Source organism: Gammaproteobacteria bacterium (assembly GCA_027296625.1).
Lineage (GTDB): Bacteria > Pseudomonadota > Gammaproteobacteria > JAKEHO01 > JAKEHO01 > JAKEHO01.
The window spans coordinates 1-13,903 of record JAPUIX010000113.1; the positions used below are offsets into that span (position 1 = coordinate 1).

General features: G+C 54.6%; 11 protein-coding genes. 7 read left to right on the top strand and 4 right to left on the bottom strand.

Translation table 11 applies throughout. The annotated features are described in order from the left end of the window. From O6944_06415 to O6944_06425, 3 genes are all read right to left on the bottom strand, one after another. On the bottom strand, positions 1–331 hold a 331-nt coding region (locus O6944_06415), incomplete at its 3' end, for a pilin (protein MCZ6718766.1). 337 nt (positions 332–668) lie between these two features. Continuing rightward, positions 669–1,982, bottom strand: a complete 1,314-nt coding sequence (locus O6944_06420) for a sigma-54 dependent transcriptional regulator (protein ID MCZ6718767.1) — start codon at positions 1,980–1,982, stop codon at positions 669–671. Then, positions 1,979–3,592: a PAS domain-containing sensor histidine kinase gene (locus O6944_06425; protein MCZ6718768.1), complete on the bottom strand. Its 1,614-nt coding sequence runs from the start codon at positions 3,590–3,592 to the stop codon at positions 1,979–1,981. The genes O6944_06420 and O6944_06425 overlap by 4 nt, the downstream gene beginning before the upstream one ends. A gap of 442 nt (positions 3,593–4,034) precedes the next feature. Between O6944_06425 and sucC the strand changes: the two genes are divergently transcribed. From sucC to O6944_06440, 3 genes are read left to right on the top strand one after another with little or no spacing between them, the layout of a single operon-like run. After that, entirely contained in the window at positions 4,035–5,204 is a 1,170-nt protein-coding gene (sucC, locus tag O6944_06430; protein ID MCZ6718769.1) for an ADP-forming succinate--CoA ligase subunit beta, read from the top strand. Further along, positions 5,204–6,088 carry a succinate--CoA ligase subunit alpha gene (sucD, locus tag O6944_06435; GenBank protein ID MCZ6718770.1) on the top strand — a complete coding sequence of 295 codons (885 nt, stop codon included), beginning with the start codon at positions 5,204–5,206 and terminating at the stop codon, positions 6,086–6,088. The genes sucC and sucD overlap by 1 nt, the downstream gene beginning before the upstream one ends. A 33-nt stretch (positions 6,089–6,121) precedes the next feature. After that, complete coding sequence (locus O6944_06440) at positions 6,122–7,777, top strand: NAD+ synthase (GenBank protein MCZ6718771.1); 1,656 nt, start codon at positions 6,122–6,124, stop codon at positions 7,775–7,777. Positions 7,778–7,812: 35 nt separating this feature from the next. On the opposite strand, the gene O6944_06445 is transcribed toward O6944_06440, so the two are convergent. Continuing rightward, positions 7,813–8,583, bottom strand: coding sequence for an outer membrane protein assembly factor BamD (locus tag O6944_06445; protein ID MCZ6718772.1), 771 nt, complete (start codon positions 8,581–8,583; stop codon positions 7,813–7,815). A 119-nt stretch (positions 8,584–8,702) separates the two neighbouring features. Between O6944_06445 and rluD the strand changes: the two genes are divergently transcribed. The 4 genes from rluD to O6944_06465 form a co-directional block, all read left to right on the top strand. Continuing rightward, positions 8,703–9,668, top strand: coding sequence for a 23S rRNA pseudouridine(1911/1915/1917) synthase RluD (rluD, locus tag O6944_06450; GenBank protein ID MCZ6718773.1), 966 nt, complete (start codon positions 8,703–8,705; stop codon positions 9,666–9,668). Continuing rightward, on the top strand, positions 9,640–10,401 hold the full coding sequence (gene pgeF / locus O6944_06455; GenBank protein ID MCZ6718774.1) for a peptidoglycan editing factor PgeF: 762 nt from the start codon (positions 9,640–9,642) through the stop codon (positions 10,399–10,401). Before rluD ends, pgeF begins: the two co-directional genes overlap by 29 nt. A gap of 54 nt (positions 10,402–10,455) precedes the next feature. Then, positions 10,456–11,886 carry a Glu/Leu/Phe/Val dehydrogenase gene (locus O6944_06460; protein ID MCZ6718775.1) on the top strand — a complete coding sequence of 477 codons (1,431 nt, stop codon included), beginning with the start codon at positions 10,456–10,458 and terminating at the stop codon, positions 11,884–11,886. Positions 11,887–12,064: 178 nt separating this feature from the next. After that, positions 12,065–13,903, top strand: a 1,839-nt coding sequence (locus O6944_06465; GenBank protein MCZ6718776.1) for an AAA family ATPase, incomplete at its 3' end; no start/stop codon positions are given.

Genomic DNA, 13,903 nt, shown 5'->3' on the forward strand with positions numbered 1-13,903 from the left:
TGCCCCCCGCGTCGGCCGGTAAGTTCGTGGTCTGCAGGGTCACGGTGATGACACCGCTACCGGCAATGCCGACCGAGCGCACCGAATTACCGTAAATGCTGAACTGATCCGGCAAACCGACCGAGGCGTTAGTAGCGGCCAACGAGGAGTTGGTCGCATACCACTCGGACACCCCGGTCTTCGCCGCCGAGGCCAGGCTCAGCGCCTCAGAAACCTTGGCGCGGACCGTATAGTCCTGATAGGCGGGAATAGCAACCGCCGCCAGGATACCGATGATGGCCACTACGATCATCAGCTCGATGAGCGTAAAGCCCTGTTGGAACTTCTTCATGTCATTTCTCCTAAATTTCATGTCTTGCATGTGTGGGTAAAATCCTAAACTCGTCATTCGGTGCTGGCCGCCGGCATCAGCGGCGTGCCAAACACCGTCCCGCGTTGTGCCGTCACACGCAGGCGATGCCACTATTAGAGCAGGATCTGTGCCATATCAGGTAAATCGTGGCTTTGGGCGCTATTTCTGTGGCCTGCGTCACACCCGAATTGTCAGCCTCTGTGAAAGCCATCACAGATTAACCCCGATTCGCGCCAATCCATTCTGCCGCTTGCAAGTCCCTGAGGGGCCCCTGATCTGCTGAGCGTCAGCAAATACTGTTGAATTTCAGCACCTCTCACTCGAGCCCGAGCTTCTGCAGCCGATAGCGCAGCGCCCCAAAACTGATGCCAAGTACCTTGGCCGCGGCGGTCTTGTTCCAACGGGTTTGCTCAAGGGCGGCCATGATCTTGTCTTTTTCGACCTTCTCTAGATAGGGCTCCAGTGCGCCGCCGCTCTCCGATTCGCCGTCCGCCCCCGCTTGGGGCAATTGCAAATCGCTTTGTTTGATGAGCCGGCCCTCGCAGAGCGTCATGGCCCGCTCGAGGATGTTCTCAAGCTCTCTGACATTACCCGGAAAACGGTAGGCTGCGAGTGCCTGCAAAGCCTCCGGGGCGAGCCGGGGTAAATTGACGCTGGCCTCATTGGCAAGCTTCGTAAGGATATAGTCCACTAAGGACGGAATGTCTTCAGGACGCTCTCTAAGCGGTGGGACATGCAGCTCGATGACGTTGATCCGGTAGAAGAGATCCTGGCGGAACTCGCCTTTCGCCACCAGCGCGGCCAAGTCTTTGTGAGTGGCGCTCAAGATGCGCACATCCACCGGCAATTCCTTTTGGGCACCCACCGGGCGGATGGATTTTTCCTGTATGGCCCGCAACAGTTTCACCTGCATATGCAAGGGCAGCTCACCCACCTCATCCAAAAACAGCGTACCTCCCTCGGCAGCCTGAAACAGCCCGTCCTTATTGAACACCGCGCCAGTAAAGCTGCCCTTCTTGTGACCGAAGAACTCACTTTCCATCAGATCAGGCGGTATCGCCCCACAATTCACGGGGGCAAACGGTTTCCCCGCCCGCGGTCCCTGTTCATGGATCATACGGGCAACCAATTCTTTGCCCGTGCCGGACTCGCCACTGACGTAGATCGGCGCCTGGCTCCGGGCAAGCTTGGCGACGGTGGCACGGGTACGCCGCATGGCCTCGCTATCGCCAATCAGATCCGAGGCCGGCACTGCCTCCGAGTCAGACAGCCGCAGTGCGCTATTCACCAGCGCTCGCAGCACAGTGAGATCCACGGGCTTGGTAATAAAATCAAAGGCACCCGACTTTAACGCCTGGATTGCCGATTCCATGTTCCCGTGGGCTGTTATCACGGCTACCGGAATGCGCGGATAGTGCTGCTGAATGTACGAAACAAACTCAATCCCGTTACCATCAGGCAACTTGATATCCGTCAGACACAGGTCGAATCGTTCGCTGCCTAACAACGCGCGGGCCTCGTTGAGGTCGACCGCGCACCGACTGTGAACATTCATACGTTTGAGCGTGATCTCAAGCAGCTCTCGGATATCTGGCTCGTCGTCAATAATTAAGGCAAGTGGCTTACTCATTGGATGCTCAGGTGCTGCCTTCCAGGATGCGCAAAGCTGATCCGGAAACAACAGCCGGTGTCAGTATTCGAATAGAGGCTGAGCGAGGCCTGGTTGGATTCGCATAGCTCGCGGGCGATGTATAACCCTAAACCCGTGCCCTTAGGTTCTGTGGTAACAAAGGGTTCAAAGAGCTGTTCCGCAATTTCCTCGGATATCCCTGTCCCACGGTCGATAACATCCACATAAGGTCGTTCTGTCTCCTTGCGAATTCCGTAGTGCAGTTCCAGGAGCGGCATACCCTTGCTATAGCGTAGACCGTTTTCACACAGGTTCCACAAAACTTGATGTAATTGGCTTGCATCCATGCGCACATCCACATCTTCTGTTTCTGCTGATATGGTGATTGCCTCTCTCGGAATATGCTGGCGGCTCGTGAACTCATCAACAAACGCCTCCAGCCATGATTTGACACGAATGCCCACGGGGGTTGCCGGTGCCCGTGGCTTAATCTGCATAATATTTTCGATGATGTGATTCATGCGCTCGGACTGTTCCTTAATGATTTCAAGCAATCGGCCATCCTCGCTCGTCAAAGAGGACGATTCCGATAAGAGCTGTCCCGCGTGACTTACCGCGCCCAGCGGGTTGCGAATCTCATGGGCAATACTTGCGGTAAGACGGCCAAGGGACGCAAGTTTCAACTGTTGTGCACGCTGCCGCATTCTGTAGGCATCTTCCAGGAAGACCAAGACACCCGCCCGCGCATCCGTTCCCAGGCGCGTAAACGATACCTGTACATCCACTTCTCCACGCACAAGCCTCATAAGCCTTAACGGATTCACGGGCTCATTGAGCCACTTGTCCATCTGCCGCGCCAGATCGGGAGAGGCGCGTTCGATACGCTCACCCTCAAGCGAATCGTTCAATCCTAGGAGCCGCTTTGCTGAATCGTTAATTCGTCGCACCCGACGCCTGTGATCGAGCACCACAATACCCGACTGCATACGCTGCACGATATGCTCATTGAGCTGGGCCAGATTTTCTAAATCAACTCCACGCTGTGCAGCCAAGGCTTCACTCTCACGTACACGCGTCGCCAATACATGACCAAGAAAGGCTGTTGCAAAGAATGTGGCACCAAGAAGTCCCGCATGTGTGTAGTTGGCGGATGGGAAAAAACTAAACGCATAGGCATAGACCTCCTCAAACAAGACTGCCAAGGTTGCGATGGCCGCAAAGAGGATGGCCGTACGGCCCGCGGTCACCAGACTTCCGCCGGCAATTACAACAACGAGCAACATGCCAAGACCACTGCCCACACCTCCGCTTGCGTGTATCATTAACGTAATAGCCACAATGTCCGACAAGACCTGGGCAAACACCTGCACGGTATAACGTGGCATCCGGTAATGGACAGCAAACTGAAGGCCAATAGCACAGAGGAAATAGGCATACCCCACAACGGAAAACAGTTTCTGATCATAGATGCCCAGCGGTACCGGCCAGGTACCCATCCAGATTAGAGTGACGCAGGAACCGGAAAGAATAAGCCTGTAGAGATTGAAATAGTGCAGCGCTTTCCAAGACGTCGCGGTATCCGCTTCCTCACGGAACAATGTTGCAATCACGATGACAGATTTCTCTTCTTTGCCGCTTTATGTTCGTTACTGCAAAATGATTCACCACCGGCCCGTACGGCTTCATCAGACGTGACATACAAGCCGCAATATGCACATCGCACCATGCGCGCGACCTCCGGCGTGGATCCCCGGGTTTTCTCTATCATAACGCGATGGCGCATCCATCTGATCACGCTTAACAGCAACCAAATCACCAAGACAATCAGAAGAAGACGTACCAGCCCCATATCAAAAGTCCCGCGCGTGACATAACTCGTTTCAACCCCAGGCGTAAAATTAACGATAGCGCCATCCCAGTGATTCCAATAGGACGGTGTCTCAGCTATAGTCGCCGCTAAAATTAAAACCGATGAGCCTATCGCGCTTTGTGGCGATCCGCTTCGGCATAGCCATTACAGGGAATCAGAAACAAGAAAGACATCCGCCCTCAATGAACCTTCACGAATATCAGGCAAAACAGCTATTCAGAGAGTACGGTATCCCGGTCCCACTTGGCAAACCCGCCCGGTCGATCCGCGAAGCGTTGCATTACGCGAAGGAGATGGAGGGGCAGAGTTGGGTTGTCAAGGCGCAGGTGCATGCTGGCGGACGCGGAAAGGCCGGCGGAATCAAATTTACTCGCAGCCTTGAAGAACTCGAAGACATCGTACGTAAGATGATTGATACAAAACTCGTCACCAAACAATCTGGCGCTTCCGGGCAACCGGTCTACTGCGTGCTAGTAGAGACCACTACACGATTTGTCTCTGAACTGTACCTTGGACTCGTTCTCGATCGGGCAAGCCGCCGGATTGCCGTCATCGCTTCAGCAGCAGGCGGCATGGATATTGAGCAAATAGCGTCCGTAACCCCTGAAAAAATTTGTACGGTAACCATTGACCCGACTCTTGGACTGAGGGGCTTTCACTGCCGCCGCGCTGGATATGCATTAGGTCTCGAAAACAAGCAACACCGACAGCTAAGTAACATCATGGAAGCGCTGTACCGATTATTCATCGACAAGGATCTCAGCCTGATTGAGATCAACCCACTCGTTATAACCGAGCCTGGCAACCTACTAGCGCTAGACGCCAAGATCAATATCGACGACAACGCCCTATTTCGCCAGCCCGATCTCGCCGAATGGCGGGATCCAACACAGGAAGATGCCAAGGAAAGTGCAGCCAAGCGTTATGACCTCAACTATGTTGCCCTCGATGGTGAGATCGCTTGCATGGTGAACGGCGCGGGGCTCGCCATGGCAACGATGGACATCATCAAACTGCACGGTGGCGAACCGGCCAATTTCCTTGACGTCGGTGGAAACACGACAACCGAGAAGGTAACCGAAGCATTTAAGTTGATTGTCTCCGATAACAAGGTTCAGGCGATACTGGTTAACATCTTCGGGGGTATCGTGCGCTGTGACTTAGTAGCTGATGGCATTATTGAGGCCGTCCGCCAAGTTGGAGTCAGTGTGCCGGTTGTCGTTCGTTTAGAAGGAACAAACGTGCAGCGAGGCCGCGAAATCCTCAGCCAAAGCAGTCTTGCCATCATTCCGGCGAATGATCTGGGCGATGCAGCCCAAAAGGTAGTCGATGCAGCACGTAGCAAGCACTAATGGCCATCCTAGTTAACAAGAGCACCAAGGCGATCTGCCAGGGTTTTACCGGCCAGCAGGGAACGTTTCATTCGCAACAGGCACTGGAATATGGCACACAGCTTCTCGGCGGTGTAACACCAGGTAGGGGAGGCTCTCGCCACTTGGGATTGCCGGTATTCAACACGGTTGATGAGGCCGTACACGAAACCGGAGCCGACTCAAGCATGATCTACGTACCGGCAGCATTTGCCGCGGAAGCCATCGCCGAAGCAGCCGAGGCTGGCATCCGGATCATCGTATGCATCACAGAGGGGATCCCGCTCTTGGATATGATCAAGCTGAGGGCCAGCTTAGTACAATATCAAAATACCTGTCTAATCGGACCAAACTGCCCCGGCATCATCACGCCGGGCGAATGCAAGCTTGGCATCATGCCGGGCGATATTCATTCGCCAGGTTGTGTGGGCATTATCTCCCGATCGGGAACGCTGACATATGAAGCAGTTTATCAGACCACGCACTGTGGGCTTGGTCAGAGTACCTGCGTTGGTATCGGTGGCGATCCCATACATGGCACAAGTTTCATCGACTGCCTCGCATTATTCGAGCAGGATCCTCACACCAGAGGCATCATCCTGGTGGGTGAGATTGGTGGGAGCGCCGAGGAAGAAGCGGCAAAATATATCGAGGTGAATGTCACCAAACCCGTCGTCGCATACATTGCAGGGATCACAGCGCCAGCCGGAAAGCGCATGGGCCATGCCGGCGCCATCATATCCGGTGGCAAAGGCAGTGCGGAGGACAAATATAGCGCCCTTGAGGCAGCTGGCGTCATCACCGTTCGTTCGCCAACCGACATGGGCTCGCGGATGCTTGAAACATTAGGGCAAACTCAGACGTGAAGGTCGCTATTTAGCGGACTTTAAACTCTCACAATGACAACGAATCATCCCCCTCTCAAAATTGCACTTGCGCAGTTAAACCTGCTTGTTGGCGATATTCAGGGAAATACCGAACGTATCATAGCCACAGCAACCGATGCACGCGATGCGCATCAAGCGGACGTCATCACATTCCCAGAACTTGCGATAACAAGTTATCCTCCGGAGGACCTGCTTCTAAGGCCTGGACTGCACCGGGCGGTAGAAAAAGCGTTATTCCGTGTGGTTAACGAAATAAAAGACATCGATCTGATTCTTGGTTACCCCCTTTGTGATGATAATCGGGTTTATAATGCCTGTTCGCTAATTCGCAATGGAAAGATCATCGCGACTTATCGCAAACAACATCTACCGAACTACAGTGTCTTTGATGAGAAACGCTACTTCTACCCAGGAAAAGCTGCCTGTATCGTTGAGCTAAACGGGAGACCCACAGCATTAACTATCTGTGAAGACCTGTGGGAGCCGGGCCCCACACAGCAAGCCTGTAAAGCGGGCGCAGAGCTCATAATCAATATCAACGCATCCCCCTATCATATGGGCAAGCCGGCTGAACGCGAGCAGCTTCTTAAACGTCGCGCCAAGGAAAGCGCTACACCCATTGTCTATCTCAACCTCGTAGGCGGCCAGGATGAACTGGTCTTTGATGGAGGTTCCATGGTCGTCGGCGGTGACGCCGCTATGGCTTTCCATGCCCCCGAGTTTGAAGAAGGCCTTTACCTAGTGGAGTTTACGCACGATAAGGTGATTGCGCCGAAGCGCGATGTCTATCACGCCTCCTTGGAGGAGGAAAACATTTACAAGGCACTTGTGCTCGGTGTCCGTGATTACATAAACAAGAACGGCTTCGTCGGCGCAGTAATTGGTCTTTCCGGCGGGATCGATTCCTCACTGACCTTATGCGTCGCTGTTGATGCCATTGGCAACGACCGCGTCGAAGCGTTGATCATGCCTTCACGGTATACAGCGGAAATGAGTATTGAGGACGCACGCGCGCAAGCAGAAGCAATGGAAGTCGAATATCACATCATCTCCATCGAGCCGCCTTTTACGGCGTTTACCGACAGCCTAGCGCAGGTCTTTTCAGGTATGCCCGTGGACACCACCGAGGAAAATATCCAGGCTCGCTCACGTGGCGTATTGCTCATGGCCGTCTCGAATAAAAAACACAAGATAGTGCTGACCACTGGTAACAAGAGCGAAATGGCCGTGGGTTATGCGACGCTCTACGGTGACATGGCGGGCGGATTTGCACCATTGAAGGATGTTCCTAAAACTCTTGTCTACCGGCTCGCACAACGGCGAAATGGCATTCAACCGGTAATACCGCAACGCGTATTCGATCGACCGCCCACAGCGGAGCTTGCGGCAGATCAAAAGGACGATGACAGCCTCCCTCCCTATTCAGTCTTGGACCCGGTGTTGAAAAGCTACATTGAACAGGACCAGACGCCAGATGAAATTATCCAAGCAGGTTTTGATGCACAGACGGTGAGAACTGTCGCATCAATGGTCGACCGAAATGAATACAAGCGACGACAGGCTGCGCCCGGCGTGCGCATCACCAAGCGTGCCTTCGGCCGTGATCGCCGTTATCCAATCACTTCCGGGTACGATGAGACTTCTGAGGCGCCATCCAAGCTTGAATAACCCACAAGATCACTATACGCACTCCGACGTAGTTATTATTGGATTACGATAGAATCAAGTTCCGCTATTTCTGGGTGCTCGGGATAATTCGTCTTTAGTACCCGCAGCGCATCGTCAGATAACTCATCGAGTCCCATGACCTTATAGGCCTTACACATCACTGCCAAGGCATCGGGAACAGCAGTCGCACGCGGGTAATTCTCGATTACATAACGACTGCGATTTGCCGCCGCTAAATAGGCACTACGTCGCATATAGTAGTGCGCAACATTGACCTCGTAGCGAGCCAGCATGTTACGCAAATAAAGCATGCGCAACTTGGCGTCCTCATCATATATACTGTCCGGATAATTCTTCACAAGCACCTGGAAGTCTCGAAAGGCTTGCAGCGCGGACCCTGGATCACGTTGTGAAAGATCCAAGGGCAGATAGACGTGAATTAGCTTTTTCCCTCTGTTGAAGTTAGAAAGCCCTTTCAGGTAGTAGGCATAATCAACATGCGGGTGCTGGGGATACAATTTGATGAATCGCTCACATGCCGCTATCGCCGAATCTGGCTCCTCGTTTTTGTAATACGCGTACGCAACATCTAATAGCGCCTGCTGACCATAGATACCAAACGGGTATCGCGCTTCCAATTTCTCATAGTACTCAATGGCATCCGTATAATTTCCTTGATCAAGCTTGCCCTTGGCATATTCATATAGGCGCTCAGCAGACCATCCTTCGGTTGGGTCTTTTGTCGCCTTGAACCATCCACAGCTAGCGACTGCTAAGATAATGACAATTGTAATAACTTGACGCATTCCGTCTGCATATCCCATATATATCAAGTTGATAAGATCCAATTATTGACAGCGAACTTCAGATGAATATACATCATCAGTGCAACGCTGTAACCTCGTTACATACACTGCTATAAGCCATGACTTGTTGTGAGCAGCTTTTTGCCGTTATTCCACCCGAACTCGCAGGGCGACGTTTGGACCAAGCGCTTGCCACCCTATTCAAAGGCCATTCGCGCACACAACTCCAACGCTGGATCCGCAATGGCCAAGTGCGTGTGGATGCAACTGAAGCACGTCCAAGAGACCGCGTACGCGGCGGCGAACGGGTCGAGATTTCGGCCCATTATGACGCCCACGATGACTGGACCGCACAGGATTTACCGCTTGAAGTCTGCCATGTAGACGACGCCCTGCTTATCATTAACAAACCCCCGGGGATGGTGGTGCATCCGGGTGCCGGCAATCGTGATGGCACACTGCTCAATGCCCTACTCCACTACGACAGCGCGCTCGCCAAGGTCCCGCGCGCTGGGATCGTACACCGGCTGGACAAAGGCACGTCCGGGCTCATGGTCGTTGCGCGCACAGCCGCTGCCCACACAAACCTGGTGGCGCAGTTAAAATCCCGCACCGTGCAACGGGAATACCAGGCTATTGTCACGGGCGTTATGACCGCAGGACGGCGTGTGGAGGCGCCCATCGGCAGGCACCCCAGTCGCCGGACGCAAATGGCTGTGGTGAGACGTGGCCGGTCTGCGGTGACCCATTGCCGAGTTATTCGGCGATTTCGTGCGCACACCCACATCAAGCTCAATCTAGAGACGGGGCGCACCCACCAGATTCGCGTGCATATGGCGCATCTCGGCTATCCGATCGTGAGCGATCCCGTTTATGGCGGGCGGGCGCCGATACCCAAACACGCCGGCGAAGGTGTAATCCGGGCCATCAAAGGGCTTGGACGCCAGGCCTTGCATGCTTCAGGGCTTGGCATGGCCCATCCAATTTCGGGGGAGCCCATGCGCTTCGAGGTCGCCTTACCATCTGACATCCTGTCGCTTATTGGCGAGTTATCAAATGATGCAGCAGAGCCCCGCTCACGTTAGCTGCATTGAAGCGGAGTGGCCGGCTCCTTCGTGGGTTCGGGCTGTCACAACGACTCGCCGTGGGGGCACTGGTGCCCCACCATTTGCGGGTCTGAATCTAGCCGACCATGTCGGTGATCGCCCCGAAGTCGTGGCCAGTAATCGATCCTTGCTAAAGGAATGCCTTCGGTTACCCAACGAGCCACACTGGCTCGACCAACGACACGGTACCACGATAGTCCGATCGCCGTTCACGCCCACAAACTCCAAGGCGGATGGCGCCTGTACCGAGCAGGCAGGGATAGTCTGCGCAGTGCTCACAGCGGATTGCGTTCCGGTGTTGCTCTGTGATCATGAAGGCGCCTGCGTTGCGGCAGTGCATGCGGGATGGCGAGGCCTGCTTTCTGGCGTCGTTCAATCAGCACTGTTAACGTTGCAACGACCCGGTGATCAGATCCTCGCCTGGCTAGGGCCAGCCATTGGACCACAGAGTTACGAGGTAGGCGCCGACGTACGCAAGGCGTTCTTGACAACCATCAATACGGCCAGTGAGGTCTTTGTGCCACACCGCCCAGGTTACTGGCTCACGGACCTTTACGGGCTTGTACGCCATCATCTTTGGCAACACGGCATCAGCAAGATTTACGGTGGAAGCTACTGCACGTTTAGTGACCCTGAAAATTTCTTCTCTCACCGGCGTGATGGCACCACCGGACGCATGGCTAGCTTAATCTGGTTAGACGGAAGGCCGTAATTGTCAAAAGCGGAGCAACATTCAGCCCGGCCCAGACCAAACCGCTGAATCGATATGCCACATAAACAGAACAAAAACCGCCCATTGTCGTTCCGTCAAAGCGTCGATCAGATGGTCGCACGTGCCTTTCAAGTGCTTGACCTAGACCCTGGTGTTGCAAGCGCTATTCAAGCGTGTAACGAAACCCTCCAAGTGAAGTTCCCGGTGGATATCCGCGGGAAGATCGAAGTGTTCACTGGCTGGCGCGCCGTGCATAGCACGCACCGGTTACCCGCGAAGGGTGGGATCCGGTATGCGACCATCGTCGACCAAGACCAAGTGGAGGCGATGGCCGCGCTGATGACCTACAAATGTGCCATCGTTGATGTCCCTTTCGGTGGTTCCAAGGGCGGGTTACTGATCGATCCCCAGAAATATGATCGCGAGGAGATGGAACGAATCACGCGCCGGTTTGCCCGTGAACTGACGCGCAAGGGCTTTCTCAGCCCAGCGACCAATGTGCCCGCTCCGGATATGGGCACGGGCGAGCGTGAGATGGCGTGGATCGCCGACACCTACAAACATCTGTATCCCGAAGACATCAATTACTCTGGCTGCGTCACCGGCAAGCCCGTTAGTCACGGGGGCATCCATGGTCGCAAGGAAGCAACAGGACGCGGTGTCGCATTGGGCTTGAGGGAATTCTTCCGACACCCGGAAGATGTCAAAGCGGCAGGCTTGAGTGGAGGCTTGGGAGACAAGCGGGTGGTGATCCAGGGCCTCGGCAATGTGGGATACCACGCTGCCAAGATCCTTCAGGACGAGGACAACGCCAAAATCATCGCCATCATTGAGCACGATGGCGCACTGATTAATGACGCGGGCCTCGCCGTGGACCCCGTCCGGCACTACATGTACGAACATGGCGGGGTGCGGGGCTATCCAGATGCAACCTACACTGAAAACGGTCAAGCGGCACTCGAGTTGCCCTGTGACATTCTGATCCCAGCGGCAGTGGAGGCCCAGATCACGTCGCAGAACGCAGAACGCATACAAGCAAATCTCATCGCTGAGGCAGCCAACGGACCTGTCACGTTTGAAGCGGACGCGATGCTTCGCGAGCGCGGCGTGATCCTGCTGCCAGACGCCTACCTCAACGCGGGAGGGGTGACGGTCTCCTATTTCGAGTGGATCCGCAACCTCACCCACATACGCTTTGGCCGTATGGAACGTCGATGGGATGAGATGCGCGGCCGACACATTATTTCAGCTATCGAAATGCTCACCAAGCAGACCGTACCGGATCGGATGAGAGCGGAGATCGTTCAAGGGGCTGACGAGTTGGATCTGGTTCGCTCCGGGCTTGACGACACCATGCGGCTTGCCTTCCAGGAGATTCGCGAAACCCTTCGATCCTACGAAACCATCGCTGATTATCGCACAGCCGCTTACGTCATTGCCGTCAAGAAGATTGCCCGCTCCTATGTCGACCTCGGCGTGTATTAGCCAGCCACCCCCTTGTGTAACACATGCAACTTTGTGGTAGGCCCGCACTGGGCTAATTACCGTTCCTGCGTCATTCACGCGGCGGCTTTGAGTCGGGAAAGCAAGCGTGTAGGGATCCTTGATTACCCGGCTCGTGCCCTCATGTTATGTTAAGTTGTGGTTTTAGGGAGTTCTCGGAATGCGACCCGACAAGCTGACAACCAAGTTTCAGATGGCGCTGGCCGATGCACAAAGTCTGGCCGTCGGGCGTGATCATCAGTACATCGAGCCCGTCCATCTGCTGACCGCCTTTTTGGACCAGGAAGGTGGGACAGTACGCCACTTGCTGAGTACCGCAGGGGTTCACGTCAATGCGCTTCGATCTCAGCTTGGGGATGCGCTGGATCGCCTGCCCCGCGTCGAAGGGGCCGGCGGTGATGTGCATATCTCCAATAACCTTAGTCGCCTGCTTAACGTCACCGATAAACTGGCGCAACAGCGCAAAGACCAGTACATCTCCAGTGAGCTTTTCGTGTTGGCGGCGCTTGACGACAAGGGCGAGTTGGGGGAAATACTGCGTAAAGCCGGTGTACACGAGGCCCATGTTAGTGATGCCATTGACACCTTACGCGGTGGAGAAAAAGTGGACGATCCCGAGGCGGAGGAACACCGTCAGGCTCTCGAGAAATTTACCATCGACATTACTGAACGGGCCGAACAAGGCAAGCTCGATCCCGTGATTGGCCGCGATGATGAAATCCGCCGCCTTATTCAGGTGCTGCAGCGTCGCACCAAGAACAACCCAGTGCTTATCGGCGAACCCGGCGTGGGCAAGACCGCCATCGTCGAGGGATTGGCTCAGCGTATCGTTAACGGAGAGGTGCCCGAAGGCTTAAAAGATAAACGGTTGCTCTCGCTGGATATGGGGACTCTCGTTGCCGGCGCAAAATACCGGGGCGAGTTCGAGGAGCGGGTAAAGGCAGTACTCAACGACTTAGCAAAGCAAGAAGGCCAGATCATCCTGTTCATCGACGAACTGCATACCCTAGTTGGTGCGGGCAAGGCCGAAGGCGCGATCGATGCCGGTAACATGTTTAAGCCTGCATTAGCGCGTGGTGAGTTGCACTGTGTTGGGGCAACCACCCTTGATGAATACCGGCAATACCTTGAGAAAGACGCCGCGCTGGAACGGCGCTTCCAGAAAGTCTTGGTGGATGAACCGTCAGTGGATGACACAATCGCCATTTTGCGTGGCCTCAAGGAACGTTATGAAGTGCATCATGGCGTAGAGATTACTGACCCAGCGATTGTGGCGGCGGCGACCCTTTCGCATCGTTATATCACGGACCGACAGCTGCCTGATAAGGCCATTGATCTCATCGATGAAGCTGCAAGCCGGATCCGGATGGAAATCGACTCCAAACCGGAAACCATGGATCGCCTAGACCGGCGACTCATCCAACTCAAGATCGAGCGTGAGGCATTGAAGAAGGAGAGCGATGACGCCTCGAAGAAGCGTTTGGAAAAACTAGACAAAGAGATCACTGATCTTGAGCGAGAATATTCGGACTTGGAGGAGATCTGGAAATCTGAAAAGGCCGCACTGAAAGGTACCCATCACATCAAAGAGGCGCTCGAAACGGCTCGGCTCGAACTGGAAACCGCTGGGCGCGCCGGCGACCTTACCCGCATGTCCGAGTTGCAGTATGGCCGCATCCCGGAACTCAACAAGCAGCTGGAAATAGCAGCTCAGGCTGAGACACAGACAATGAAACTCTTGAGAAACAAAGTCACGGACGAGGAGGTCGCAGAAGTCGTCTCCAAGTGGACCGGGATCCCCGTCTCCAGGATGCTTGAGGGTGAACGCGAAAAACTGATGCGCATGCAAGAGGCGCTCCATCAACGCGTTATTGGACAAGAGGAAGCAGTCAAGGCCGTTTCCGATGCTATCCGACGCTCGCGTGCTGGACTTTCCGATCCAAACCGACCGAACGGTTCGTTTTTGTTCCTTGGACCTACCGGTGTCGGTAAGACGGAG